General features: G+C 71.4%; 22 protein-coding genes and 1 pseudogene. 12 read left to right on the forward strand and 11 right to left on the reverse strand.

What is annotated here, in order from left to right:
• Positions 1 to 33: 33 nt before the first annotated feature.
• Positions 34 to 396: a hypothetical protein gene (locus tag S1361_RS20390; RefSeq protein ID WP_208033241.1), complete on the reverse strand. Its 363-nt coding sequence runs from the start codon at positions 394 to 396 to the stop codon at positions 34 to 36.
• Between the two features lie 281 nt (positions 397 to 677).
• On the opposite strand from S1361_RS20390, the gene S1361_RS20395 reads away from it, so the two are divergent.
• The 5 genes from S1361_RS20395 (at position 678) to S1361_RS20415 (ending at position 6,188) form a co-directional block, all read left to right on the forward strand.
• The gene (locus S1361_RS20395) at positions 678 to 1,505 is read left to right on the forward strand and encodes a PIG-L deacetylase family protein (RefSeq protein WP_208033242.1); all 828 of its coding nucleotides are present in this window, start codon (positions 678 to 680) and stop codon (positions 1,503 to 1,505) included.
• Positions 1,502 to 2,161: a cytidylyltransferase domain-containing protein gene (locus tag S1361_RS20400; RefSeq protein WP_208033243.1), complete on the forward strand. Its 660-nt coding sequence runs from the start codon at positions 1,502 to 1,504 to the stop codon at positions 2,159 to 2,161. The genes S1361_RS20395 and S1361_RS20400 overlap by 4 nt, the downstream gene beginning before the upstream one ends.
• Positions 2,162 to 2,236: 75 nt before the next feature.
• Positions 2,237 to 3,424, forward strand: a complete 1,188-nt coding sequence (locus tag S1361_RS20405; protein WP_208033244.1) for an acyl-CoA dehydrogenase family protein — start codon at positions 2,237 to 2,239, stop codon at positions 3,422 to 3,424.
• 56 nt (positions 3,425 to 3,480) lie between these two features.
• The gene (locus S1361_RS20410) at positions 3,481 to 4,839 is read left to right on the forward strand and encodes a serine hydroxymethyltransferase (RefSeq protein WP_208033245.1); all 1,359 of its coding nucleotides are present in this window, start codon (positions 3,481 to 3,483) and stop codon (positions 4,837 to 4,839) included.
• Complete coding sequence (locus S1361_RS20415; protein ID WP_208033246.1) at positions 4,830 to 6,188, forward strand: amidohydrolase family protein; 1,359 nt, start codon at positions 4,830 to 4,832, stop codon at positions 6,186 to 6,188. Before S1361_RS20410 ends, S1361_RS20415 begins: the two co-directional genes overlap by 10 nt.
• A 70-nt stretch (positions 6,189 to 6,258) precedes the next feature.
• On the opposite strand, the gene S1361_RS20420 is transcribed toward S1361_RS20415, so the two are convergent.
• The 8 genes from S1361_RS20420 to S1361_RS20455 all read right to left on the reverse strand — a co-directional run bounded on the left by S1361_RS20420 (position 6,259) and on the right by S1361_RS20455 (position 15,702).
• The gene (locus S1361_RS20420) at positions 6,259 to 7,434 is read right to left on the reverse strand and encodes a pyridoxal phosphate-dependent aminotransferase (RefSeq protein WP_208033247.1); all 1,176 of its coding nucleotides are present in this window, start codon (positions 7,432 to 7,434) and stop codon (positions 6,259 to 6,261) included.
• Positions 7,435 to 7,508: 74 nt separating this feature from the next.
• Complete coding sequence (locus S1361_RS20425) at positions 7,509 to 9,131, reverse strand: thiamine pyrophosphate-dependent enzyme (RefSeq protein ID WP_208033248.1); 1,623 nt, start codon at positions 9,129 to 9,131, stop codon at positions 7,509 to 7,511.
• Positions 9,132 to 9,135: 4 nt separating this feature from the next.
• Complete coding sequence (locus S1361_RS20430; protein ID WP_208033249.1) at positions 9,136 to 10,458, reverse strand: ATP-grasp domain-containing protein; 1,323 nt, start codon at positions 10,456 to 10,458, stop codon at positions 9,136 to 9,138.
• A gap of 22 nt (positions 10,459 to 10,480) precedes the next feature.
• On the reverse strand, positions 10,481 to 11,575 hold the full coding sequence (locus tag S1361_RS20435) for an alpha/beta fold hydrolase (protein ID WP_208033250.1): 1,095 nt from the start codon (positions 11,573 to 11,575) through the stop codon (positions 10,481 to 10,483).
• Positions 11,572 to 12,843, reverse strand: a complete 1,272-nt coding sequence (locus S1361_RS20440; RefSeq protein ID WP_208033251.1) for an MFS transporter — start codon at positions 12,841 to 12,843, stop codon at positions 11,572 to 11,574. The genes S1361_RS20435 and S1361_RS20440 overlap by 4 nt, the downstream gene beginning before the upstream one ends.
• The gene (locus tag S1361_RS20445; RefSeq protein WP_208033252.1) at positions 12,840 to 14,438 is read right to left on the reverse strand and encodes an amino acid adenylation domain-containing protein; all 1,599 of its coding nucleotides are present in this window, start codon (positions 14,436 to 14,438) and stop codon (positions 12,840 to 12,842) included. The genes S1361_RS20440 and S1361_RS20445 overlap by 4 nt, the downstream gene beginning before the upstream one ends.
• A gap of 152 nt (positions 14,439 to 14,590) precedes the next feature.
• The gene (locus S1361_RS20450; protein ID WP_208033253.1) at positions 14,591 to 15,196 is read right to left on the reverse strand and encodes a flavin reductase family protein; all 606 of its coding nucleotides are present in this window, start codon (positions 15,194 to 15,196) and stop codon (positions 14,591 to 14,593) included.
• Positions 15,193 to 15,702 carry a DinB family protein gene (locus S1361_RS20455; RefSeq protein ID WP_208033254.1) on the reverse strand — a complete coding sequence of 170 codons (510 nt, stop codon included), beginning with the start codon at positions 15,700 to 15,702 and terminating at the stop codon, positions 15,193 to 15,195. Before S1361_RS20455 ends, S1361_RS20450 begins: the two co-directional genes overlap by 4 nt.
• 132 nt (positions 15,703 to 15,834) lie before the next feature.
• On the opposite strand from S1361_RS20455, the gene S1361_RS20460 reads away from it, so the two are divergent.
• The gene (locus S1361_RS20460) at positions 15,835 to 16,767 is read left to right on the forward strand and encodes a proline dehydrogenase family protein (RefSeq protein ID WP_208033255.1); all 933 of its coding nucleotides are present in this window, start codon (positions 15,835 to 15,837) and stop codon (positions 16,765 to 16,767) included.
• 28 nt (positions 16,768 to 16,795) lie between these two features.
• On the opposite strand, the gene dapA is transcribed toward S1361_RS20460, so the two are convergent.
• Positions 16,796 to 17,686 (reverse strand): 4-hydroxy-tetrahydrodipicolinate synthase, encoded by an 891-nt coding sequence (dapA, locus tag S1361_RS20465; protein WP_279577620.1) that lies wholly within the window; start codon positions 17,684 to 17,686, stop codon positions 16,796 to 16,798.
• Positions 17,687 to 18,284: 598 nt separating this feature from the next.
• On the opposite strand from dapA, the pseudogene S1361_RS20470 reads away from it, so the two are divergent.
• From S1361_RS20470 to S1361_RS20495, 6 genes and pseudogenes are all read left to right on the forward strand, one after another.
• Positions 18,285 to 18,920 (forward strand): annotated as a pseudogene (locus tag S1361_RS20470) (fatty acid desaturase family protein); the annotation flags it as partial.
• Between the two features lie 157 nt (positions 18,921 to 19,077).
• Entirely contained in the window at positions 19,078 to 20,406 is a 1,329-nt protein-coding gene (locus S1361_RS20475) for a diaminopimelate decarboxylase (RefSeq protein ID WP_208033258.1), read from the forward strand.
• Positions 20,403 to 21,377, forward strand: coding sequence for an aspartyl/asparaginyl beta-hydroxylase domain-containing protein (locus tag S1361_RS20480; RefSeq protein ID WP_208033259.1), 975 nt, complete (start codon positions 20,403 to 20,405; stop codon positions 21,375 to 21,377). The genes S1361_RS20475 and S1361_RS20480 overlap by 4 nt, the downstream gene beginning before the upstream one ends.
• 2 nt (positions 21,378 to 21,379) lie before the next feature.
• Positions 21,380 to 22,549, forward strand: a complete 1,170-nt coding sequence (locus S1361_RS20485; RefSeq protein WP_208033260.1) for a GNAT family N-acetyltransferase — start codon at positions 21,380 to 21,382, stop codon at positions 22,547 to 22,549.
• Positions 22,546 to 23,850 carry an MFS transporter gene (locus tag S1361_RS20490; RefSeq protein WP_208033261.1) on the forward strand — a complete coding sequence of 435 codons (1,305 nt, stop codon included), beginning with the start codon at positions 22,546 to 22,548 and terminating at the stop codon, positions 23,848 to 23,850. Before S1361_RS20485 ends, S1361_RS20490 begins: the two co-directional genes overlap by 4 nt.
• A gap of 29 nt (positions 23,851 to 23,879) precedes the next feature.
• Positions 23,880 to 25,217, forward strand: a complete 1,338-nt coding sequence (locus S1361_RS20495; RefSeq protein ID WP_208033262.1) for an ATP-grasp domain-containing protein — start codon at positions 23,880 to 23,882, stop codon at positions 25,215 to 25,217.
• 33 nt (positions 25,218 to 25,250) lie between these two features.
• On the opposite strand, the gene S1361_RS20500 is transcribed toward S1361_RS20495, so the two are convergent.
• Positions 25,251 to 26,081 (reverse strand): helix-turn-helix transcriptional regulator, encoded by an 831-nt coding sequence (locus tag S1361_RS20500; RefSeq protein WP_208033263.1) that lies wholly within the window; start codon positions 26,079 to 26,081, stop codon positions 25,251 to 25,253.
• Positions 26,082 to 26,255 lie beyond the last annotated feature (174 nt).

Genomic DNA, 26,255 nt, shown 5'->3' on the forward strand with positions numbered 1-26,255 from the left:
TTTTCGGGCGCCTGCGGGAACGAGCCGGAGCGGTTATCCGCCGACACTGCTCATCCGCACCGCCCGGCCGGTGGCCACGTCCTTTTCCAGTTGCCGGGCCGCGATCAGGAGCATGGCCGTCAGCGCCTCCCGGTCGTCCTCACCCAGACCCGGGGCCTCGATCTCGTGCTGGAGCATGAGAACGCTCGCGACCGCCCCCCGCGCCCGGTAGACAAGGACGTGATGGTTCGGGTCCGTGGGAACTCTGGCCGGCAGGTGAAGACAGCCCAGCTCCTCCAAGAGGGCGAGCACCTGCGCCACGGACCGGTCGCCGCCGGCCCGGTCCAGCTCGGCGACGGTCAGGAAGGCGAAGCCCTCGCCGTCCTCCACGGCCCGCAGTACATCCCGGATGTCCACGCTGTTCCCCCTGTCTGATGTCGACACCATGACCAAGGGCCACCATGATCAGCACGGCTGCGAGGGCAAGTAAAGCCACCTCCGGGCCCCGGAGCGGTTGCGCTGCCCGAATGGCGCGGGTGGTATGTCCCGCCGGCGGGACACGGACGCCTTTGGCAGTGCGGGAAGCGATTGGCGGTCTCGTGCCCGCACATTACCTCCGGAATGGCAGTTGACCGCCCGCCGGGCACTGTTTACACGGTGCCGCAATGTTCTTGACACAGCCCTGTACGGTTATCGCCATGCCGATCGACCAGCGCAGAATCGAAGGTCCGATTTTCCCTTTGCCCAGACAATTCTCCAGCGCCATGGTGATTGCCGCGCATCCCGATGACGCGGAGTTCAGCTTCGGTGCGACGGTGGGCAGACTCGCTGCGGAAGGCACCCGTATCACGTATGTCGTGTGCACCGACGGATCACAGGGCGGCGAGGATCCCGACGAACCCGCCGAACGGCTGACGGCGACCCGCTACGAGGAACAACGGGCCGCCGCCCGGCATCTGGGCGTGGCGGAGGTGGTTTTCCTCGGATTCCGCGACGGTTCTCTCACCGCTGACACGGCGCTGCGCAAGGCGCTCGCCCGGGAGATCCGGCGCCACACTCCCGAACTGGTGCTGGCCCACCAACCGCTGCGCTCGCTGGTGTTCCCGATCGGCGCATCCCACCCGGACCACCTCGCGGCCGGCGAGGCCGCACTGGCCGCCGTCTATCCGGACGCACGCAACCCACGAGCCCATCCGGAACTGCTCTCCGAGGGCCTGCGACCGCACGTGGTCGACGAGGTCTGGCTGCCCGGCCACGAACACACCGACCTTTTCGTCGACGTGGGTGAGTACGCCCTGCGCAAGACCGAGGCGATCCTCTGCCACCGCAGCCAGTTCGCCGCATCGGCCGACCCGTCGGCGGACATCGCCTGGGTGACCGACCGCATGCGGGCCAACGGCGCGGCAGCGGGCTGCGCATACGCGGAAGCCTTCAAACGCGTCGTGACCGGGAGCCACGCGGCGCCGGGACCGCAGACGGCACCGGCCGTGCACGCCGAAGCGGCGGGGGAAGGGAGCCGGTCGTGAAGGCGGTCATACCGGCGAAGAACTCGTCGACACGGGTTCCGGGCAAGAACTTCCGTCCTTTTCATGAGGGACGGTCCCTTTTCGACATCAAGGTCGAGCAGCTCCTGCGCCACCTGCCCGCCGAGGACGTCTACGCCAGCAGCGAGGACCCGGCTGTCGCCGGACACACCGAGCGGCTGGGCATCAACTTCCTGCCCAGGGACCCTCATCTGGCGCGCAACGAGACGCCGTACGCCCATGTGGTCAGCGAGATCTGCCGGCAGGTGCCCGGCGACGACGACATCGCCTGGTGCCATGTCACCGACCCGCTCTTCGACGACTTCGGCGCCTGTCTCCAGGCGTGGGAGGAGGCCCGGGAGAAGCACGACTCCCTGGTGGTGGTCTATCCCTTCCGTGGCTATCTGCTCGACACGGACCACCGGCCGATGGGCTTCGGGTTCGGCCCCTGGCACACCCCGTCCCAACAGCTCCCGGTCCGCTACCAGCTGGGCTTCACGCTGTCCCTGCTGCGGCGCTCCACCGCCGTCTCGCTGGGTCCGATCGGCGCGCGCCCGCACTGGTTCCACGCCCGCAATCGCGTGGTCGACATCGACGACGAGGACGACTTCGAGATGGCGCGCGTGCTCTACGGCCGACTGGCCCGGCCCACGGCCTGAACGCGGCTCGCCGCGGCTTCGGCCCGGGTCCTGCCCGGGCGAAGCCACCTGCCGGGAACACCCGAAGGAGTACACATGACCGATCTTGTTCGCCTCTTCCCCGACAGCGCCGACCTGATGGCCCGGGTGTCCGACGGGGCGGCCGACCGCGAACGGCACTGCGTCGACCCCTACGAGCAGCTGGAGATGGTCCGCAAGAGCGGGCTGACCGCGCTGACGCTGGACGAGTCCCTGGGCGGGCCCGGCGGTACCGTCGTCGACCTCATGACGTTCGTGACGGACCTCGCGGAGGCCGACCCGAACGTCGCGCACATCCTGCGCTCCCACTACCTCCAGCCGCAGATGGTCAGACGGCTGCCGCCCGGCCCCGTCCGTGACCGCTGGGCCGCGGAGATCCGGGCGGGCCAGATCTTCGGCAACGCCACCAGCGAGCGGGACGGCGCGCTGGGCACCGCCCAGTACGCCACCCGGCTGATCCCGACCGGCACCGGCTGGAAGCTGAGCGGTGCCAAGTACTACAGCACCGGTACCGCGTTCGCGGACTGGGTGATGGTCGTGGCCCACCTGGACGACCGGCGGATCGCCCGGATCAACGTGCCGCTGGACCGGCCGGGCGTCGAGGTGCAGGACGACTGGGACGGCTTCGGCCAGCACCGCACCGGAACCGGGACGACCACGTTCACCGACGTCGCCGTCACCGAGGACGACATCGTCCAGGTGACCGACCCCGACGAGCGCCGGGTGGCGTCCGAGGTACCGCTGATGCAGCTGTATCTGCAGGCGCTGGTCGCCGGCATCCTGCGGTCCGTGGTGACCGACGCCCGTGATCTCCTCGCCGGCCGCACCCGCACCTTCGACCACGCGCCCTCGCCCACCCCGGCCCACGACCCGGTGCTGCTGGCCACCATCGGACGGCTGGCGTCCACCGCCTACGCGGTGGAGAGCATGGTGCTGTCGGCCGCCGCCGACATCGACGAGGCCTACGCGAGCGAGCGCGCCGGCATGCCGGATCCCGCCCTGTTCGCGCGGGCGTCGCGGTCGGCGGCGCTGGTCCAGGTGCACGCCGGCGAAGCAGCGCTCGCCGCGGCCACCGCGCTCTTCGACGTCGGAGGCGCCTCCGCGGCCAGCCGCGCCAAGAACCTCGACCGGCACTGGCGCAACATCCGCACCCTCACCCTGCACAACCCCGCCTCGTACAAGGCCATCGCCATCGGCGACCTGCTGGTGAACTCCGCGCCCCTGCCCGCCAACGGCTACTTCTGACCCCTGTGCGCGGCGGGTCGGGGCAGATCCCGCGCGCCGAAACTAGGAGCCACATCTTGGGAGAGCACCTTGCTGCTGTCGACCAGGAATCCCTCGACCAGCCATCCCTCGACCGGGTGTCCCTGTACCAGGACCTGTCGCCGGGACCCTGGCACGACACGGACACCGCCCGGCTCATAGCGGCCGAGCTCTCGCGCCAGCGCGAGACCGTCAACCTGACCGCCGCCGCGAACTACCTCAGTCCCGCGGTCTCGGCGGCCATGCACCCGGCGCTGGAATCGATCCACTGCGAGGGCTATCCGGGGCGCCGGTACCACGAGGGCCAGGAGACGGCCGACGCGATCGAGCGGCTGGCGATCCAGCGCGCCCGCCGCCTCTTCGGCGCCGACCACGCCAACGTCCAGCCCTACCGCGGCACCACCGCGAACCTCGCCGCGGCCGTCGCCGTCCTGGAACCCGGTGACACCCTGCTGGGGCTGCAGACCGCCTCCGGCGGCCACTACACGACGGGCAGCTCTCTGCACCTCATCGGCCGCATGTTCCGCGTCGTCCCCTACGAAGTGGCCGCGGACACCTGCACGCTCGACTACGACGCCCTCGCCCGCGTGGCCCGCGCCGAGCGCCCGCGGGCCATCTTCTGCGGCGACACCTCCTATCCGCGGCTGTGGGACTGGGCGGCGCTGCGCGCCGTCGCCGACGAGACGGGGGCCGTCCTCGTCGCGGACATCTCGCAGTCCGCCGGGCTCATCGCGGGCGGGGCGATACCGAGCCCCGCGCCCCACGCCGACATCATGACCGCGGCGACGTACAAGACGCTGCGGGGGCCGCGCGCGGGACTGATCCTCGCCCGCGAGGGTCTGGCCAAGGCCGTCGACCGGGCGGTGTACCCGATCTGCCAGGGCGGCACGAACGTCCGCGTGCTGGCGGGCGTCGCCACCGCCCTCGGTGAGGCGCTCACCGAGTCGTTCGCCGCCTACACCCGTGAGGTCCTGGCCAACAGCCGATGCCTCGCCGACCATCTCGCCCGCCAGGGCTTCGACCTGGTCGCCGGCGGCACCGACAACCACGCCTGCCTGGCCGACATGAGGTCCTTCGGCACCACCGGCGACGCGGCCGCGCGCCGGCTGGCCGCGGCCGGCATCCTCGCCAATGGCAACCAGATCCCCCACGACCCCAACCCGCCCCGCAGGCCCAGCGGGCTGCGGTTCGGCACCGCGGCCGTGACCACGCTCGGCATGGGCCGGGCAGCGATGGCGGAGATCGCCGGGCTGATCGCGGCCGTCCTGCGGGAGGACGGAGAGCGGACCGTGGACGAGGTCCGCGGGCGGGTGTCCGAGATTCGCCGTGCCCACGCCACCCCGGCCACGCAGTGGTCCGACATCGACGCCGAGGAGCTGGTCCGACCGTGGATCTGACACTGATCATCGAGAACACGGCCGTGGTCGACGTCGTCACCGGCACGGTCCGGCCCGGGCAGGACGTCCACGTCGGCGGCGGCGGCACCATCACGGCCGTCACACCGCACCGGACCTCCGGCCCCGGCGCCCCCGTCGCGGTTCCCCGCCTCGACGGTCGCGGCAGGTACCTCCTGCCCGGCCTGGTGGACTCGCACGTGCACATCGCCTTCAACGGCTTCCTGGACGTACGGCCCGACTTCACGCGCACGCTCAAGCAGTTCCTGCTGCACGGAGTCACCAGCGTGGTCGACTTCTTCACGGTGGGCGGCGACTTCCCCGGCTCGTCGCCGGAGACGGTGCGTGAGGACGTGAACGCGGGCACCTTCCTCGGCCCCCGCATGATGACGTCCTACGGCTGCCTCAACGCGCCCGGCGGATTCTGCGACTGCTCCGTCGGCGACGCGGCATCCGCGGTGGTGACCCGGGACGACGTCGACCGGGAGATGGACCGCATCACCCGTGTGCGCCCCGACTTCGTCAAGATCGTCTACGACGACGTGTTCGGCACCCTGCCCAACCTGACCAAGGAGATGCTGGGGGACCTGGTCCGGTCGGCGCACGACCGGGGCTTCCGGGTCGCCGTCCACGTGGCGTCCGGCGCACATGCCCTGGACGCCGTGGAGGTGGGGGCCGACATCATCGGTCACGGCATCGTGGACGACGTCCCCGACCGCCTCGTCCCGCAGCTCGTCGAGCGCGGCATCATGGTGATCCCGACCCTCGCCTCCTACGAGGCCCGGTCCCTGGAGCGCTGGCGGATCTCACTGCCCGCCGCGTCCCCGCCCGAGGTGGTCCGCCGGTATGCCGGCACCCGGAAGAGCCTGTACGAGACCAACGGCCAGCTCCCGCTGTACCGCGAGGCGTTCGAGAAGTCGCTGAAAGCGCTCGCGCACATGGTGGCGGAGGGCGTGCGGGTGGTCGCCGGCTCGGACGCGGGCACCTGGTACACCTTCCCCGGCGACTCCCTGCTGCGCGAGCTCGCCCTCTACACCGAGGCCGGTCTGAGTCCCGCGCAGGCGCTGCGCACGGCCACCAGCGACGCCGCCGCTGCCTGGGGGTTCGCCGACGACCGCGGCACCGTGGAGGTCGGCAAGCGCGCCGACCTGCTGCTCGTGGACGCGAACCCGCTGGACGACGTGTCGGCGCTGCGGAACCCGGCGGCGGTGGTCCTCGGCGGCCGGGTGCTGGATCTGGACGAGCTGGCCACCGACATCGTCGAGGGCGCCCTGCTGCCGGCCCCCGAGCCGGCCGGTGAGGTTCCGTGCAGCCCGCACCACCTGCGCGGCGCCGCGCTGCCGGAGGGATGACACACGTCGAGGGCGCCGGTGCCGGCGGACCGACTGGTCCGTGGCACCGGCGCCCTGTGCCGTTCCGTGGTCAGAGAGCGGCGACGAGCCGGCTCAGCGCTTCCGTGAGGCGCTCGGGCGACTGCGCGAAGCAGATGCGGAACCAGCCCTCGTAACCGGGGCCGAACGCCGTGCCCGGGGCCAGCCCGACGCCGGCCCGGGCCACCAGCTGCTTGGCGAACTCCAGGTCGTCCTCGACCCCTTCGATGCGGAAGAAGGAATAGAACGCCGCGGGGACGGGCGGGGCCGTGATGCGGTCGTTTCCCTTGAAGGCGTCCACGACCAGGTCCCGGCCGGCGGCGCAGCGGGCCCGCATCTCCTCGACGAACGGCTCGCCCTCGTGGATGGCGGCGACACCGGCGTGCTGCACGAAGGTCGCCGAGCCCGTGCTGTTGATGGCGCTGAGATTGCCCACCTGGTGGGCGAGGGCGGCCGGGTGGACCAGCCAGCCCAGCCGCCATCCCGTCATCGACCAGGTCTTGGAGAAGCTCTGCACGACGAACAGGGCGTCGTCGTCGTGGGCCACCTCCAGGAAGGAGGGGCTCGCCACCGAGCCGTCGTACACGATCCGGTTGTACACCTCGTCGGCGATGACCCAGATGTTCCGGCGGCGGGCGAGCGCGAGGAGGTCGCGCTGCTGGTCCGACGTCATCGTCCAGCCGGTCGGGTTGCCGGGAGAGGCGACGAAGACCGCGCGCGTCCGGTCGTCGCACGCACTCTCCACGCGCCCGAGGTCGAGCGCCCAGCCCTCGGGGGCGGCGTCCAGGCCGACGAACCGGGCCTCGGCGCCCATGGCCTCCACGGCTATGGGCACGTTCGGCCACACAGGGGAGACGACCACGACGTTGTCCCCGGGTTCCACCAGGCACTGCAGCGCGATCATGATGGACGTCATGCCTGACGAGGTCGCGCTGATCCGCTCCAGGTCGACATCGAGGCCGTGCGTTCTGCTGTGGTACGCCTGGATCGCCGAGCGCAGCGGGGCGATGCCCCGCCGGTCCGCATAGAGTGTCCGGCCCGCCGTCATGGCGGACACGGCCGCCTCGCGCACGACGGCCGGCGTGGGCAGGTCCGACTCCCCGAAACACAGACTGATCGCGTCCGGGTGGTCTCGGCAGACCCGGTTCACTTCGACGATCCGCTGCGTGCGCATGCGCGCCAGTGCGGCGCGGAAGGTCAGGGGGTTGTGCTGCTGGTCGTGACCCATGAGGGCTTCTCCTTGGGGAAGGACCGTACGGTGCGAGGGGGAGCGGAGCGGGACGCGGACGGGGCCGACGGGGCTCATCTCACCCGGGGCAGGCGGATCAGCGACCAGGGGCTCGGCATCTCCCCGACCGGCACCTCGATCACCGTCGGCACGTCCGTCCGCCGGAAGGCCTCTGTGACCGCGGCCGCCAGTTCACCGGGCCCCTCGGCGCGTACTCCCCGGGCGCCGAACGACTCGGCGTACGCCACGAAGTCGGGGTTGTGCAGGTCGGTGGCGATGGTCCTGCCCAGCAGGCTCCGCTGCGATCGTGCGATGTTCGCGTAGCAGTTGTCGTTGAAGACCACCGCGACGACGGGGATCCGGTGCTGCACGGCGGTGGCCAGCTCGTTCGCCGTGTAGAGGAATCCGCCGTCCCCCGAGACGGACAGGACCGCCCGCCCCGGGTTGGCCACCTGGACCCCCAGGGCCGTGGCGAACCCGAAGCCGAGGCCCCCCTGGTAGGTGGCCGGCACATAGGTGTAGGGCCGCAGGGCGGGGAAGGCCACCCGGGCGGTGTACCCCACCTGGGTCAGCTCGTCCACGAAGAAGCCGTCCTCGGGCAGGGCGCCGCGCATGGCCCGGATGAAGTCGATCTGCGGTACCAGGCGGGCCAGTTCCTCCTCGACGCCGCGCCGGGCCCGCCGTGCCTCGGCCAGCCACTGCTCCCGGCCGGTGACCGCGGGCAATTCGGCGAGCAGGGCCCGCAGCGCCTCGCCCGCGTCGGCGACGAGGGCGACCTCCGGCCGGGCCACTCGCTTGATCTCCTCGGCGTCGAGATCGACGCGGATCACCTTCAGGCGGTCGTCGAGCCCCCACTCGACCTGGGGCCGCATGAACCGCGTGCCCACGGCGAGGACCACGTCCACCCGGGGCCACAGCCGGTGCGCGGCCGGGTACGGCAGCGCCAGGTCGTGGTCGTCCCCGGGGATGCCGCGACCGCCCATCTCCGAGGTCACGGGTGCCTGCAGGCGTTCGGCCAGCGCGGTGACCTCGGCAGCGGCGGCGCGGGCTCCGCTGCCGACGACGACGAGCGGTGCCCGGGCGCCGCAGAGCAGTTCCCGCGCGGCTTCGACGGCCGCGCGATCGGGTGTCCGGTCGGCCTCGGGCGCGGCGAAGGGCGCCGGGGAGGAGACCCGCGCGGCGAGCACGTCGGCCGGTATCTCGACCGCCACCGGCCGGGGGCGCTCGACCGCGAGATGGTGGAACGCCGCGCCCAGGACGGTGGCCACCCGGCCGGGCTCCGTCACGCGCTCCGCCCGCCCGGTGAGAGTTCTCAGGACACCGAGCTGGTCGGGGATCTCGTGCGGCACGCCCAGGCCGCGGCCGAGGGCGGCCGTCGGGACCTGGCCGGCGAGACACAGCATCCGGGCGTCGCCCGCGTAGCCGAGGGCGAGGCCGGCGGTGGAGTGCAGCACCCCCGGCCCCGAGATGACGGCGTGCACGCCGATCCGCCCGGTCGAGCGGGCGTACCCGTACGCCATGAAGGCGGCGCCCTGTTCGTGACGTGCGGGCACGATCCCGATGCCCGCCGCGGCGATGGCGCCGATCAGGGGGTCGATCTGCTCTCCGGGAACTGTGAAGACCGTCTCCACGCCCTCGGCCACGAGGTGCGCGGCGATGTGCTCCGCGACGGTCTTCACCGGCTCGGCGTCCGTCATTTCCTCATCCTTCCGCGCCCCCGGACGCGGGTCCCTGGAGACAGGGGACCGCCCGGTTGTTGATGTTTCTGAGAGTTGCCGCGTCGAGGACCGTCTCCCCGTCGGGTCCGGCGAAGGAGAACTCCAGCTCCGGCAGGCAGGCGCCGAGGACGCCCTCCATGTCGTACGGCGAGAGCACCGTGCCGGCGATGCGGTCCAGGAACACCGACCGCAAGTCGTCCGGGAGTTCGCTGCCCGGCTTCACGAACTGGCTGTAGGAATCGACGTGGTGCCGGGGAAGGAAGGAACGCACACCCCGCACACCGGTCAACCGGGACGCCCCGAGCGGTGGTTGGCTGTAGTACTGGAAAACGGTCCGCTCGCCAGTCGGCAGGGGCGGTTCGGGCAGCTGCGCACCGAGTGCCGCCTCCACGGCCACGCGGATCATATCGAGGCCGAGACCCCGCTGATAGAGATCGACCAGGTTGCCGCCCAGTCGTCCGTTCACCTCGATGACCCGCGGGCCCCGGTCGGTCAGTTTGATCTCCGTGTGGGTGATGCCGTGGGCGACGCCGAGGGCCCGCAGTGCCGCCTCGGTCAACGCGAGGACCTCCAGCAGCGTCGCCCGCGGCAGCACGGCGGGGAAGAACTGCCCGGTCTCGCGGAACGGGTGCACCAGCGGGAACTTGCCGGTGACCCCGATGTGCCGGACGGACGTGCCCCGGCAGACGGACTCCACGGAGACGTAGTCCCCGAACGGCTCCGCCCCCCGGCCGGTGAGGTACTCCTCGGCCACCAGGGCCGTTTCATGACCCGGCCGGGTCCGGTCGAGCAGCCGCGTCACCAGGTCACGCCCGGCCGCCTCGTCGGTCACCAGCCGGGTGTTGCGGCTGCCCTTGCCCTGTGCCGGCTTCACGACCAGCGGGAACGCCAGGTCCCTTACGGCGGCGTCCCAGTCGGCGCGGCTTTGCACCGGCCGGTGCCCGACGCCTCCCACCCCGGCCCGGTCGAGGAGGGTCCGCTGCACATGCTTGTCGGTCAGTCCCCGGGCCGTCTCCGGGGAGTGGAACGGCAGGCCGAGCTCCGCGGCCAGGCCGGCGGCCACACCGACGCCCCAGTCGCCGAAGGCGGTGATGCCGTGCACCCCGGCCGCCTTCAGGCGTGCCGCGTCGGCGGTGGTGTCGCCGGACAGCTCGACGACCTCACCGGCCGTGCGCAGCAAGGACGCGAAGCGCCGGGCGTAGGGGTCGTCGCCGACCACGAACACCACGTCCGGATACGGTTCGAGCGACGTCATCAGCTCGCCGGCCGTTGCCGCGGCCTGCTCGAAGACGATGGCGAGAGTCATGCTGGGACCACCTCCGTGCCCTTCACCGGGCGAGCCGCTCCTTGATGCGCGCGGCGACACCGGGATCGCTCAGCAGCGGACGCGGATCGTCCACCCCGTAGTCCAGCCAGTGCGTCTCCACGTCGGTCAGCACGGAGAGCCAGTTGCGTTCCGTCTCCGCCCGGTCCTTGCGGTCCTGGAAGAGCAGGACGGGCCCGGGGTAGGGGCGGGGCTCGTAGTGGTGCAGGGCGAGGGCCAGGGCCGCCCACTGGACCTGGAGCCGGGGCAGGTCGGCAGGCCCGAGCCGGTCGTCGTACCACTCCTTCGTCCGCATCCGCTCGAAGACCTCCTCCAGGCTCTCGTCGCCCTGGAGGCCGAAGGTGGCCGCCAGGGATTCGAGGCGGTAGCGCGTGATGTCGTCCAGGCCCCAGCCGTAGCTCACGAACCGTTCCAGCGCGGACGGCTTCACCATGCCGACGAGGGCCACCTCCTGGCCGCCGGCTCGCAGTTTCCGGGCCATCTCGAAGGCGACGACCGCCCCATGGCAGTGCCCGGCCAGGTGGTAGGGCCCCTCCGGCTGCACCTGAAGCAGTTCCGCCAGGTAGCGGTCCGCCACGTCGTTGATGGTGACCAGCGGGCGGACGGCGCCGCGGAACCCCGGTGCCTCGAATCCGTAGACCGGACGCCCGGCACCCCAGGCGCTGGTCGCCTTCCACACGAACCCCGCGTCGTTGCCCCAGTGCACGATGAACAGCGGTTCGCCGCGCCCCTCGGTCACGAGCGGGAACAGGCAGCGCGGTGCATCGGGCGCCCACGTGCTGCCGTGTGTGCGCCACAGCTCGTCGGCACTCAGGAAGAGGTCCTGCGGCGCCCGGGGCGTGGTGGCGGGGGCGGGTTCCTCGCCGGCGCCGGCGAGGAACCGGGCGAGCGAGGCGGGGGTCGGATGCCTGAAGACGGCGGAGGTCTTCATGTCGAGGCCGTGCCTGCGGGCCTCGACGGTCACGTCGACGACCATCAACGAGTCGCCGCCGATCTGGAAGAAGTCGTCCGTGGGCAGGACGTCGGTGTCCAGCATCTCCTCCCACAGGCCGCGGATGAGGTCCTCGATCTCCTGGACGGTTCTGCGTTCGGCGGTCATGAGGTCGTGCCCCTTTCGAGAGTCGTCTGTGCGGCCGGCCCGTCAGCCGCCGCGGTGGCGGTGGTGGCCAGCAGGTGACGGTGGGCGGCGCGGGCGAGCGGGACCGTCACGGCGCCCGCCGCCAGGAGCGCCGCGGCCAGCAGCCACCATCCGTGGGGCGCCTCCCGCATCACCACGAACGTGACCAGCGCGGGCCCCACGACGTCCTGGAGCGCCGTGCCCAGCGAGAACGCGCCCAGGTGGCCACCGCGCCCGCCGATCGGCGCGAGTTCGAAGCCAAGACCCCAACTGCCCGCCGACTGGAAGATCTCCCCCGCGGTCAGCAGGGCGGTCGCGGCCAGCAGCAGCGCGAGCGCGGCCCAGCCGCCCCGGTCGTGCGTGGTGGCGAAGACCGCGCAGGACGCGGCGACGGCAGCCGCGCCGGCGGCGAGGGTGCCGGTCGCGCCGCGCACCGAGTCCGACCAGCGGCTGAGCGGGACCTGCAGGCCGATGACGAGCACCGTGTTGACGAACAGCAGCAGCGAGACGACGGACTTGGCGACGTCGGTCTCCCGCACCACCCACAGCGGCACCGCCACCTCCAGGATGGTGATGTGCAGCCCGAGGAACCCGGTCACGAATCCCAGGAGCACGAAACCGGGGCTGGGGCGGGCCGGCCGGGTGGTCAGGTCCCCCCGCACCGCCTGGTGCGGTACCGGCAGCCGGGCTGTCACCTGGGACACGGTCAGGTAGCACAGCGCGACACCGAGCAGCATGGCCACGAAGGGTGCCCGGTCGGTGAGCGCGATCACCGGGGCGGCGATCAACACCCCGACCGAGACGCCGGCGTTGAAGGCGCTGCGGGTCAACGCCTGGACCCGGACCCGCTGTTCGGGCCCCACCACGTCCGCGACGAGCGCCTGCCAGGCGGTCTGCCCGCCGCGGGTGGCCGCGCCCAGCAGAGCGACGGTGATCAGAAGCGGCCAGAACGACTGCACGCCTGCCAGCAGCGCCACCAGCGCCGCCTTGGCCAGCTGGAGCGCCACCGCGGTTCGCCGGGCGCCGATCCGGTCGACGAGCCGGCCGAGGGGCACGGTGGCGAGGAAGCCCACCGCGCCGGCGACCGACAGGACGAGGCCGAGCCGGCCCATGGACAGCCCCAGCACCCGGGTGAAGTAGATGACGCTCGCCGCCGAGTACATGCCCTGGCCGAGGGCGGTGACGAGCGCTCCGCCCACCAGGGCGTGGTACGGACGGAAGCCGCCCCTGATCCGCTGTGCGAGGTTCACGGGCGGGGGTCACCGCCGGCGCCGGTGCGGACGTCGAGGGCCCGGCGGTCGAGCTTGCCGGAGGGGGTCAGCGGCAGTTCGCCGACGAACACGAAGCGGCGGGGCACCATGTGGGTGGGCAGCCGCGTGGCGAGGTGGCTGCGCAGTTCGGCCCGGGCGGGGCGCCCGGGATCCGGGTCCCGGTGCACGACGCAGGCGATGAGGGCCTGGCCCTCCCGGGACGCCCCCGTGATGACGGCCGCATCGCGCACCGCGGGATGGGCGCGCAGCGCCGCCTCGATCTCGCCGAGTTCGATGCGGAACCCGCGCACCTTCACCTGCCGGTCGTTGCGCCCCAGGTACTCCAGCTCACCCGACTCCGTCCGCCGGGCGAGGTCCCCGGTGCGGTAGAAGCGGCGGGGGCCGGTATCCGTGTCGAGGGTGGGGAAGCGCTCCGCGGTGAGGTCCGGCCGGTTGAGATAGCCCAGGGCGACGCCCGCTCCGGCGATGAGGATCTCCCCCGTCTCGCCGTCCGGCACCGGCCGCAGCTCGTCGTCCCGGAGGCTGATCTCGACATGCGGCAGCGGCCTGCCGATGGAGGCGCCGCCCTCGTCGGCCAGGTCGGCGGCGGTGAGGAACTTGACGGTGGAGTGCACGGTGGCCTCCGTGATGCCGTACATGTTCACCATGACCGGTGGCCGGGGCGCGGTGTGCCGGACGAACTCTGCGGCGACGTCCACGTCGAGGCGCTCGCCGCCGAAGACGACGTAGCGCAGTGCCAGCCGGGTCTCGCGGGCCGCCGCCATCCGGCTGAGGGCCCGGAACGCGGAGGGCACCTGGCTCAGGACGGTGACGCGTTCGCGTTCGAGGAGATCGAGGAACTCCTCCGGCTCTCGCGCGGTGTCGGCCGGTACGCACACGGCGGTGCCGCCGGTCAGCAGGGCGCCCCACAGTTCCCACACCGAGAAGTCGAAGCTCGCGGAGTGGAAGAGGGTCCACCGGTCCTCGGGTCCGCACGCGAAGAGGGGCAGTGTGTGCCGCATGAGTGCGAGCACGTTCCCGTGGCTGACCAGGCAGCCCTTCGGGCGGCCCGTCGATCCGGAGGTGTGGATCACGTAGGCGGGATCGTCGGCTGCGATCTCCACGTGCGGCACCTCGCCATGCGGCACCCCGCCATGCGGCACCCCGCCATGCGGCGCTTCGCCGCCGTGCGCCGCGCAGGCGTCGCGCTCCACGACGTCCAGCGCGCCGAGCCCGCAGTCCTCGGCTGTCCGCGGATCGCCGAGGACGACGGTGAGTGCGCAGTCCTCGCTCACCTGTCGCAGCCGGGCGCGGGGGTAGGACGGGTCCAGGGGGACGTAGGCGCAGCCCGCCTTCAGGACCCCGAGCAGCGCAACGGGGGTGTCCGGTGTCCGGTCGATGAGCACGCCGACCAGAGCGCCCCTGGAGACTCCCCGAGCGCGCAGGCCCGCTGCGATCCGGTCGGACGCGGCGTCGAGTTGGCCGTAGGTGAGCGCTCCGCCCGTGTCCTGCACCGCCGGGGCGTCCGGTCTGCGGCGGGCCACGGCGCGGAAGGTGTCGGGCAGCGAGGCACCCTCGCATCGCACCGCCGTCATCGGCGGCTCTTCGGCCCATGGGCTTTCGGACAGTGCCTCTTCGGCCACTGAATGTGAGACATTCTGCCTTCCCACCGTGAATACTCTCCTTCACCAGGTCAGCCGGCCACCACGGGTGGCGCCTTTTCCCGGCCTGTTCCAGGGGGCCGTGGTCACCGCGTGCCGCCGGCCCGGCCGTGCGGCGATCCGGCATCCCCCTGCCTCATGCGGAGTTCGGGCCGGCGTGGGGAATTCAGGCCGGCATAACCGCCCCGGTAATAGAGAAGGGGCGCCGTGCCGGGCGCGGCCGCCAGCCGCTGCACCTCCGCGACGACGAGGGTGTGGTCGCCGCCGGGGTACTCCGCGTGCAGCGTGCATTCCAGCCAGGCGAGCGCGCCGCACAGCCGTGGCGCGCCGAGGGGCGTGGGCTCCCAGTCGACACCGGCGAACTTGTCGGTGCCGGAGCGGGCCATCCGTCTGCTCAGCTCCTCCTGGTCCGCGGCGAGCACGTTGACGCACAGAGCACCGGCCTGCCGGATCCCGGGCCAACTGGCCGAGGTGCGGGACACGCCGAACATCACCAGCGGCGGCTCCAGCGACAGGGAGCTGAACGACTGACAGGTCAGCCCGAGCGGTCCCGAGGGGCCCAGGCCCGCCAGGACGACGACGCCCGTGCAGAAATGCCCGAGGACGTGCCGGAACAGCGCGGTGTCCGCGTCGGGGGCCGGCCCGGGCGCGGCCCCGGGAGCCGGCGCCGGGGCCTCCCCGGGGGCCGTCACGCGGTGGGTGCGGTGGCCGCAGGAACCCTGCCGGTGGAGCGCCAGAACGCCCAGCCGCACAGGAACTCGATGGGCAGTCCGTGCGCGCCCAGCACCGAGCAGACGTGGGTGCGGTGGTCGTTGCCGTGCTGGATCGCCTCCAGCAGCACGAGCGGCCGCGCACCGGGCACGGGCGGCCAGGGATCGCGGGCCGGCAGGGTGACGTCGAGCGTCTCCCCCTGGGCGAGGACCGCGCGCCACCGCTCGGACTGCCGTTCCCAGACGGTGTGCAGCTCGTCGAGGGTGAAGGTGCCGTCCTCGGTCACCGGGACCTCGGCCGGCTCGCCGGTCAGGCGCTGCAGCAGTCTCTGGTCCTCCGCGATGATGTGGGTGATCGTCGGAACGATCGCGCCATAAGTGCCCGGCGTCGAAAGGGCGAGTTGTTCCGGAGTCAGCTTCCGGCAATGCTCGATAAGCGTGCGGGTCGCCCATATGTGATGCTCGAAAATTACCTCAAGATCGCTCACGGCTGGCATGTTAGGGAACGCCCATCGTTCGGGCAACCGTGCGCCGCATCCTCTTCACCACCAAAAGAGTGCGCGTCCGGTCCGAATACCACGGATTCGATTCCTTGTCACAGCTGTTGAATGAGGTACGTCATGTTGCGTCGCATTCTTTTGTCCGTCGCCGACCATAAGCGGGTCGAAAACGCCCTGCGGACGCCGGCGGCCGCGCGTGCGGTGGTCCAGCGGTTCGTCGCCGGCGAGACGGCGGCACAGGCCGTCGCCATGGGCTCGGCCCTGGCCACCGGGGGACTGGGCGTCACCTACAACTTCCTGGGCGAGTACCAGAGCGACCCGGAGCGGATCGAGCGGTCGTGCGACGCGTTCGTCGGCTTCGCGCGGTTGCTGGAGGACAGAGGCCTGGGCGGCCCGCAGAGCGAACTCTCGCTGAAACTGTCGGCCCTGGGGCAGCTGCACGGCCCCGACGGCCCCGCGCGCGCCCTCGACCGCGCGCGCCGCATCTGTACCGCCGCCCTGGCGGCGGGCGTGCTGGTCACCCTGGACATGGAGGACCACACGACCACCGACTCCACGCTGGAGATCGCGCGCGAGCTGCGCCGGGACTTCCCGCTGACCGGTGTGGCGGTGCAGGCCGCGCTGCGTCGCAGCCCGGCCGACTGCGCCGACCTGCGGGCCGCGGGGGCACGGGTACGGCTGGTGAAGGGCGCCTACCGGGAGCCGGACTCGGTGGCCCTGCGATCGCGTGCCGACGTCGACCGGGCATACGTGCGCTGCCTGCGCACGCTCTTCGAGGGCGATGCCCGTCCCCTGGTCGCGACCCACGATCCGCGCCTGATCGAGATCGGCTCCGAGCTGGCCCGGCGGCACGGCAGGAGCCCGCAGGGATTCGAGTACCAGATGCTCTTCGGAGTGCGCAGCGCCGAGCAGCGGCGCCTGGCCGCCGCCGGCCACTCCGTACGGGTCTATCTGCCCTTCGGTCCCGACTGGTACGGCTACTTCGCCCGCCGCCTGGCCGAACGCCCCGCCAACACCCTGTTCTTCCTGCGGGCTCTGGCACGCCCGGTCTGATCGGCTGCCCGGCGCGCGTCCCGCGCTGTCAGGAGTGCGTCGCGCCGGGAGACGACAGCCCGGCCACCAGGTCGTCCAGCTGAGCGGCGAGCGCCTCGGACACCCGCGTCAGAGGCAGTCGGCATTCGGGGGATCTGATCAGCCCCAGCCGCCACAGGCAGTACTTCAGCGGCATCGGGTTCGCCTCGCGGAACAGGGCCGGAATCAGCGGGCTGATGCTGCGCCAAGCCGTGCGGCCCTTCACCAGCCGCTCGCCCGCGATCGCGTCGGCGACCTCGACGAAGGTGGCCGTGGCCAGGTGCGCGGAGGCCAGGATGCCGCCGGCGGCACCGTTGGCGAGACTGGTGAAGTACAGCGGGTCCTCGCCGGTGAGCACGGCCAGATCCTGCGGGGCCCGCTCCAGCAGGTCGAGGCTCTGCACGATGTTGCCGGTGGCGTCCTTCACCGCGCGGATGTTGGGCACGGTCGCAGCCAGCTCCAGGAGAGCGTCGTTGGACAGGTTCACACCGGTGCGGTACGGCACGTTGTAGGCGATAAGGGTGCGTTCCGTCTCCCCGGCGACCGCCCGGAAGTGCTCCACCAGCCCGTCGGCGGAGGGCCGGTTGTAGTAGGGGGTGACCACCAGGTAGCCGGCCACGTTCATGGACTCGTACGCGGCGAGAGCGCTCGCCACGTGCCGGGTGGAATTGCCGCCGACGCCGACATAGACGGGCAGTTCCCCGGCCACGGCGTCCAGGGTCGCCGCAACGACGGACTTCTGCTCGTCCGGTTCGATGGTCGGACTCTCACCGGTGGTACCCAGCATGACGAGGCCGGCGATACCCGTATGCCGGTAGTGCTCCACCAGACGCCGCAGCGATACCAGATCGACGGCACCGTCGTAAAACGGTGTCACAAGCGGGAGATATACGCCTTCCATCTGGTGCACCCGTTCGCCCTTCGCCCTGTGTCGGAAAAAAATCCGAGACCAATCGACGCGCGGCGCACGCTGCGCCGCCGGGCGAGCGTATCACCGGGTGACGCTCAAGTGACCTGCCTCGCAAGGGGCTTCAGCAGCAAAGATGTGCGACGTCGAGGCTGCGGCCGGTCCCGCGGGTGTCCCGCCGGCGAGACACGGCGCACCACCGAGGCGCCTGCAATTCGGCACCGCGGGCTCTCGACAAATCCGCCTGCTTCTGCTTACAGGATTCCCTTCGCATTTCGCCCCTCCCCGCCCGGAACATGCTTGCGGGTTTCCGATTCGTCACGCCACAATCACCGGCGTCGCCGAGAGGGAGGAAAATAAATTGAGTCAGGCAGTAGAGCCCGATCTCGATGGCTCCACCAATGTATTGCTGGCTCCGGTCCGGGGTAACGACGAACGCCGTTCTCTGCCGAAAACGATGTTCGAGAAGCGGCCGTCCGTGTTCACGGCGAAGTTCCTTCTGGCCCTGGCGATCGTCGCCGCCGCCTGGACCGCCGTGGCACTCCGGCCGACGTGGTGGGTCATCGCCGTCACGGTGGTCGTCAACGGACTGATGTACGCCCACCTCGTGGAGCTCCAGCACGAGACCCTGCACGAGCACGCCTACAACCGCCGCTCGCTGAACCGTCTCCTCGGTTTCCTGGCCGGCGCGCCCATGCTCAGCTCGTACTGGCACTACAAGCACGACCACCTGCGCCACCACGCCTACCTCGGCACGCCGCAGAACCAGGAGTTCTTCAACTACCGCTTCGACGGCCTCGGCACCATACCCGGCTTCCTGCGGGGCGCCTATCACCTCGGCCGTTACGGCGACGTCGCCAAGGACATCGCACGCTCCGTGGTGGGCCGCACCAACCCCGGCATCACCAAGACCCTCGCGGCGAAGAAGATCCGCACGGAGTACCAGCTCTTCACGGTCCTCATCGTCGCGGCCGTCGCCTACTCCGTGCTGGCCCGCGACCTGTACCTGGTCTGGGTCTGGGTGCTGCCCACCCTGCTCTTCGCCGAGCCGGCCCACTTCCTGATCGAACTGCCGGAGCACTACGGTCTGAACACCCAGACCGACCCCAACGTCCTGTCCAACACCCGCACCATCAAGGCGGGTTGGTTCGCCAAGTGGTACACCAACGGCAACGACGTGCACACGGCGCACCACTTCCACCAGGGCGTGCCCATGGTCAACGTGCGGGCCCTGCACCAGGTGATCGAGGAGCGCGTGGAGACGGTCGCCCCGTCCTACTGGTCCTTCTACAAGGACGTCTTCACCGGCCGGATCACCTACCGGGACAGCTCCCAGAACTGCATGACCCGGTGACAGCGGGACCACGCGAAAGGAATCACACCTGATGTCCGTCCAGACCGACTCGTCCCCGGGCCCCGCCCTGGAGCAGCTCAAGTTCCTGTCCCCGGCAGAGGTCCGCCACGTGGCCGAGACCTTCGGCACCCCGGTCTTCGTCTACGACGAGCAGCGCATCCGCGACGGGGTCGCCCTGCTGAAGGACCTCCCCAGCGCCTACGGACACACGATCCGTTACTCCCTCAAGGCGTCGCCGAGCGCCGCCGTGATCCGGCTCTTCGACAGCCTGGGAGTGCACTTCGACGCCAGCTCCGTGTGGGAGGTCATCCGTGCCGTCCGGGCCGGCGTGGCCCCGGAGAAGATCCTGATGACCGCGCAGGAGGCCGACTTCGGCTCCGCGGAGCTGCCCGACCTGATCCGCCGCGGCCTGCAGTTCGACGCCGGGTCGCTGCAGCAGCTCACCGAGTACGGCGAGGCCTTCCCCGGCACCGAGGTGTCCGTGCGCATCAACCCGGGCTTCGGCTCGGGCCTGGTCCGCCGGCTGACCTCGGGCGGCCCCGACTCCAGCTTCGGCATCTGGCACGAGCAGGTGCCCGAGGTGAAGGCCATCGCCGAGCGCTACGACCTCACGGTCACCCGGCTCCACGTGCACATCGGCTCCGGGCACCACGCCGACGTCCTCCTGCCGGCCGCGCGCCGCCTGCTGGAGATCGCCAAGGACTTCGGGGATGTGCGCGCCGTCGACCTGGGCGGCGGCTACCGCATCACGGTGATGGCGGACGACCCCGAGTACGACCACTCCGAGTGGGCCGAGGAACTCGCCTCCGACCTGCGGCTGTTCGCCGAGCAGACGGGCCGCGAGCTGCACATGGAGATGGAGCCCGGCACCTTCCTCGTCGCGAACGCCGGATCGATCGTCGCCAAGGTCATCGACGTGGTGACCACCGGCGACGAGGGCCGGCGGTTCGTGAAGATCAACGCCGGGCTCACCGAGATCCTCCGGCCCTCCTACTACGGCTCGCCGCACCCGGTGGTGGCCGTGACCCGCGAGGGCGAACTGCCGCCCGAGGGCCCGCGCAGCGACGTGGCCGGCCACTGCTGCATCGCCGGTGACGTGCTGACCACCCGCCCCGGGTCGGTCGAGGAACTCAGCCCGGTGCGGCTGGGCGCGGTGGAGCCGGGCGACTACCTCGTCGTCGAGCGTTCCGGCGGCTACTGCGCCAGCATGTCGATGAAGAACTTCAACTCCTACCCGGAGGCGCCCGAGGTGCTGCGCCGCCCGGACGGCTCCTTCACCCTCATCCGCGCCCGGCAGACCATCGACCAGCTGACGGCGAACGAGATCATCCCCGACGACCTGAAGACGGAGGCGGTGTGACGACCACCGTCCGGCAGCCGGGCGCCACGGCCCGGCTGAAGCCCACCTTCGACGGGGCCGCCCTCGCCGCCGAGCTCGACCAGGTCCGCCGGCACGCCTGGCAGCGCCAGCGCGTGTACGGCGACCAGATCGGCCAGGCCTCCAAGGTCGACTGGACCTGCCTGGCGCTGCGCAGCCCCGGCGGGGACGGCGATCGCACCGACCCCGGCGGCCCGGGCCCGGTCGACTTCGCCGACACCCCGTGGCTGGAGCGCACCCCGCAGGCCCGGGAGGTGCTGCGCAGCATCCCCGCACCGCTGCGCGCCGTTCGCTACATGGCGCTGGGCCCGGGCACGCACAGCCACCTGCACTTCGACACCAAGTACGGCCCGTCGTGGGGCGTGGCCCGGCTGCACGTGCCCATCACCACCAATCCGGACGCCCTTCTGCACCTCGACGGCGAGGAGCACTGCTGGCAGCCGGGCGAGTTCTGGTTCGGCGACTTCAGCCGCAACCACCAGGTGGGCAACGACGGCACGGAACCCCGGGTCCATCTGGTGATCGACTGCCTGGTGGTGCCGGAGCTGGCGGAGATCTTCCCCGATTCCTGGCGGGAGTTCCTGTTGGAGGGCGGTGCCGTACTGAACCGTCCGGCCACGCCGCTGCCCGGCTCTCCGAAGGAGTGGGAGTGTGCCTTCGAGGTGCCGGAGACCTTCACCGACTGGGAGGAGGAGGACGGGGCGTTCCTCGACCCGGCCGTGCCGCGGCGCCGCGCCACGGTGCACGCGGAGGAGGACCACCTGCTGCTCACCTACGAGGGAGCGGCGCCGGTCCGGCTGATTCACCTGGAGGACGGGGAGTTCCGCTACGCCGGGTGGTCGGAGGAGCGGACGGTACAACTGCACTGCGCGGGCGGTGAAGTTGTACTGCGCAGCAGAGTCGGCAGTACGGTGCGCACTCTGACCCTGCCGATGCTCCACCACCTGAGGTGAGGATGAACTCCTTCGTCACGGCTACCGGGGGCATAGCCCCCGGTAGCTGGGACCGCCTGGTCGGTCCCCACATGTACGCGTCCTCCGGCTGGCTCTCCTTCTGCCACGGGGACGACCCCGGCCGCGTCGGCGCGGTGCACACCGGCAGTGCGGACCAGCCCCAGGCCGTGATGCCGGTGACGGCCGTCCGCAGCATGGACAACTCCTTCTACCAGTGGCACGAGCACCTGACCGGTCTCGGTCTGCCGAGCCCCGGCGGCAAGGGGCTGATGGCAGGTCAGCACCGCGGCTACCACACGCAGTTGCTGCACGCGCCGGACCTGTCCCACGACGAGGCCGCCGCCGCGCTCCTTCCCGAACTGCGCAAGCTGGCCGCCGAACCGCTGGTCCGGGAGCTCACCGAGGCTCCGGCCCCGGACCCGGTGCCGTGCGTGGCGATGTACCTGGACGAGCGTACGGTCGGGGCGTTCAGGCGGGCCGGCGTGACGGCGCCACCGGTGCTGCTCCAGCTGGAGGCCTGGATCCCCGTGCCCGACGGCGGCTGGGAGGGCTATCTGGAGAGCCTCGGTTACAAGCGTTCCGTCCGGGTGCGCCGCGACCGCCGCCGGTTCGAGGAGGCCGGGTACCGCGTGGAGCACCTGACCCTGGAGGAGTGCTGCGAGGAGGCCGGTTACCTGCTCGCCTGCACCCAGCACCGCTACGGTCACCCGGCCGACGCCACCGTGCTCGCGGAGTCCTTCGAGGACCAGGCCCGCGCGATGCGGGGCCGCACCGAGGTCTTCCTGGCCCGCACCGCCGACGGCCGGCCCATCGGCTTCTGCCTGTACTACGTGTGGGGCGACTCCCTCTACCTGCGCGCCGCCGGATTCGACTACGAGCACCTCGCCGGTGCCGCCGAGTACTTCAACGTCGTCTACTACCTGCCCCTGCAGCAGGCCTCGGAGCGCGGTGTGCGCCGCATGCACGCGGGCATCGAGGCAGCCGAGGCCAAGGCACTGCGGGGCGGGCGGCTGCACGGGCTGTGGCTGCTGGACCTCAGCGAGGACAGCGTCCTTGAGGGACGCGACGAGCAGGTGGCCGCGGCCAACGCGCGCACCCTGCGGGGGCTGGTCGGCGACTCGAAGACGGTGGCGGGCGCCCTCGCGGACCCCGGCCTGACGGAGCTTCTGTGAGCGGGGGCGCGGGGCGCGTCCTGACCGGCCGCTTCCTCAGGTTCTGGCTGATCCAGATCTGCGCGCAGGTCGGTGCCAAGGTGGCGCTGCTGTTCCTGCCGATGCTCGCCATCAGCGGCTACGCGGTCAGCCCGGCGGTGCTGGGCTTCCTCAACGCCCTCCAGTACTTCCCCGTCCTTGCGGTGGCCCTGCTCTTCGGCGGCGCCTTCGACCGCTGGGACCGCCGTACCTGTTTCGCCGCCGCCTACCTGGGCAACAGCGCGGCGCTGCTGCTGGTGCCGCTCTACGGCGACGGCGCGCACCGCGTCCTGGTGCTGGTCGGGGTGTGCACCGTCATGGGCTGCCTGGTGGCGTTCGCGGACATGTGCGCGCAGACGGTACCGCCGGACCTGGTGCCGCCGGAGCGACTCGTCGCGGCGAACGGCCGGCTGGAGTTCGTCTACTCCATGTGCCTGGTCGGCGCACCGGGCGCCGCGGGCCTGCTCTACGACCGCTTCGGCTCCGGCCCCGGGCTGGGGGTGATCAGCGCGCTCTGTCTGGTGGCCGGCCTGCTGAGCCTGACCTTGCGCTTTCCCCGCCGCCCTGTGCCGAAGACCGGGGAGAAGTCGCGTGTGTGGGCCGCGACGCTCTCCGGCATGGGTTTTCTGCTGCGCCACCCGATCCTGCGGGTGACGACCGTGCAGGCCGGCCTGTTCAACTTCCTCGAACAGGCGGTCCTGACGATCTATCTGCTGCTCGCCGTGCGGATCTGGGGGCTGTCCCCCGGTTCGGTCGGCATGACGATCACCGTGGGCGGCGTGGGCACCGTGCTCGGAGCCGTGGTGGCCGGAGGCCGTGGCGGCCGGATGTCCACCGTGCGGGCTCTGGTGGCCGGCATGGGGCTGGCCTCCCTGACCCCGATGCTGCTCGTGTTCGCCACGGGTCCCCGCCTCGTGCTGATGACGATGGCGAGCGCGGCGTTCCTGATCTACGGCTTCGGAATGACGCTGTACAACGTGCACGCCGTCTCACTGCGCCAGATCCTCACCCCGCCCGACCGGCTCGGCAGCGTCTCGGCCGCCTACCGCTTCTTCGCGTTCGGGCCGATCGGACTCGGCGCTCTCCTCGGCGGATGGGCGGGCGGCTTCCTGGGCCTGCGCGCCTCCATGACCACCTTCGTCGCGCTGCTCGCCGTCAGCTTCGCCGTCTTCGCCGTCACGGTGCTGCGCCTGCGCGCCGAGATCGCCGGGGTGCTGCCGAACGAGTACGCCGCCGACCCGGCCGGTACCACGGACGAGGCTGCGGACTCCGCCCCGGTCTGACCCTGCCACCCCCCTCGTGAGGTAACCCCATGCACTCCGACAACCGTACGCAGCCGGCGGTCCACAGGCCCGCGGTGATCGTGATGAGCGACCTGGTCGTCCTCGCGCGGCAGACCCGGCTGATCGAGGAGATCGTCTCCCGGGAGCTCGTACCGCTGGTCCTCGTCGGGCCGGACACTGCGATGGACCGGCTGCGCGCCCACATGGCCGACCCCGCCCACCCGTTGTCGCTGATGAACGAGGTGGTCCAGGTCCCCGACCCCTCGGTGGACACGGTGCTCTGCGCGGTGCAGGACTGGGTGCGGGAGTACGACGTCAAGGCGTCGATCTGCTGCGGCGAGGTCTTCGTGGACCCGGCGGGTGCCCTGGGCGAGCTGCTCCGTCTGCCCGGCCCGGGCGGCTGGGCGTCCCGCGTCTGCCGGGACAAGATCATGCAGCGGACGGCACTGGACTCCTTCGGCCCGCGCTGGCGCGCTGTCGCCCCGGCCGAACGCTCCCACGCGGAGCCTCCCTGCTATCCGGCCGTCGTGAAGCCGGCCGGCCGCATGTACAGCTCGGGCGTGCGCCGGGTCGACGACGTCGAGGAACTGCGCGCCGCCCTCACGCAGTACGGCCCCGGGGAGTCCGTCCTGCTCGAAGAGCTGGTGGAGGGACCGGAGTTCTCGGTGGAGGCCCTGGTCCACGAGGGGGAGGTGCTGTGGTCCGGCATCACCGCCAAGCGCACCAACGAGGACGGTGGCCGTTTCTTCACCGAGATGGGCCACACCAGCCCGGCCCCCGGCCTCGCACCTGCCGAGGAGGAGGCCCTGCTGTCGGCGAACGCGGGGGTGCTGTCGAGGCTCGGTCTGCGCAGCGGGATCACGCACGCCGAGTTCCGGCTGTCGCGTGGCCGGGCCGTCCTCATGGAGGTCGCCGCACGGCTGCCCGGCGACGCGATCACCATGCTGTGGCACCTGGCGACCGGTGCCCCGATGGAACCGGCGATCGTCGACCTGGCCCTGGGCATCAAACCCGACTACCCGCAGCCCAGCCGCCGAGCCGCCCAGCGCTATCTCGACCACGACAGCGGCACGCTGGCCGATGTCGCCGTCGACGCAGAGGGCACCGAGGTCTCGTGGATCCAGCGCGACGGCCGGTGGCCCGGTGCCGAGGCCACCGACGCGGGGGCCCCGGGTCGCTGCACGGCCGTGCTGATGGCCCGCGAGGCGGGTGCGGTGCTGGGCGAGCAGATGGACTCCGGGGCCCGGTCGGTCTCCGTCGTGGGCGACGCTCCGCTCGACGCCGACATCGACGCCCTGAGCCGCCGGTGGGCGTCCGCGGTGCGCGTCACGACCCGCCGCACGGACGCGGCGACGCAGGCGCGATGACGCACGAGTCGCGTACGCGATCGCGGAACCGGACTACAACCAGCCCCTCGCCACCGCCTTGATGCCCGCCTGGAAACGGTTCTCGGCACCCAGTTTGTCCATGACCGCCGCGAGCGTCCTGCGCAGTGTGCGGATCGACACCCCGATCTCCCGGGCGATCACCTCGTCGCGGACCCCGGCCGACATCAGCCGCAGGATCGCCTGCTCCTGCGGCGTGGGGCTCTCCCGCAGCCGGTCGACGAGGTCGTCCAGCGGCGTCGCGGTGACCCACCAGTACTCCAGAACCCGGCGCGCGGCCCTGGTGATGAGTTCGGGGCGCAGAACGGCCAGGCCGTCGTCCTCCGGTCCCGAGAACATGGTCAGGCCGTCACTCACGATCAGCCGGAGCGGGACCGAGCCGAGCAGTCTCACCTGCACTCCGAGCCCGGTCAGGCTGCGCAGATGCTTGGCCCCGTTGGGCGACTTGAAGTAGCACTCGCCGTAGACGCTGCGCACGACCACGTCCCGCGCGCGTGCGTGTCGCGTACGCTTCAGCTCCGCGGCGAGTTCGGCGTCCGGGGGAACCGGTCCGGGATGGGTGCTCAGGATCTCGGTCACGGCGACGGCGGCGGCGTCCGACAACGCCTCCGCGATCTTCTCGGGCTCGGTCAGGTACTCCAGGGTGTACGACGCCACGTCGGGTTGCGGTGGGGGCGGCGTACGGCCGAGGGAGTCGCCGAGATGCTCGAACTCACCGGCCATGTCGCGCAGCGCCGTCGCGGTGCGCTCGATGAGGCGGCGCACCTCGGCCTCCTGTCCCAGCGCCAGGGTCTGCGGCTGGACCGAGGGCCGAGAGACCTCGTCCGAGTCGATTCGCGACTCCATCGTCCTCCCCCTTGGAACAGCCGGCACAGCGCGTCAAGATCATCAATACATACCACGGAACTCTTGCTGCCCACGGACCGTCAGTCCGGACATTCTTCGCCACTCGCCACCCCATGCAGTGGCCTTTCCGGGCCTGACCCATTAATGACAGCTAAACGATCTAGACCGTGGCGC

Source organism: Streptomyces cyanogenus, from assembly GCF_017526105.1.
GTDB lineage: Bacteria > Actinomycetota > Actinomycetes > Streptomycetales > Streptomycetaceae > Streptomyces > Streptomyces cyanogenus.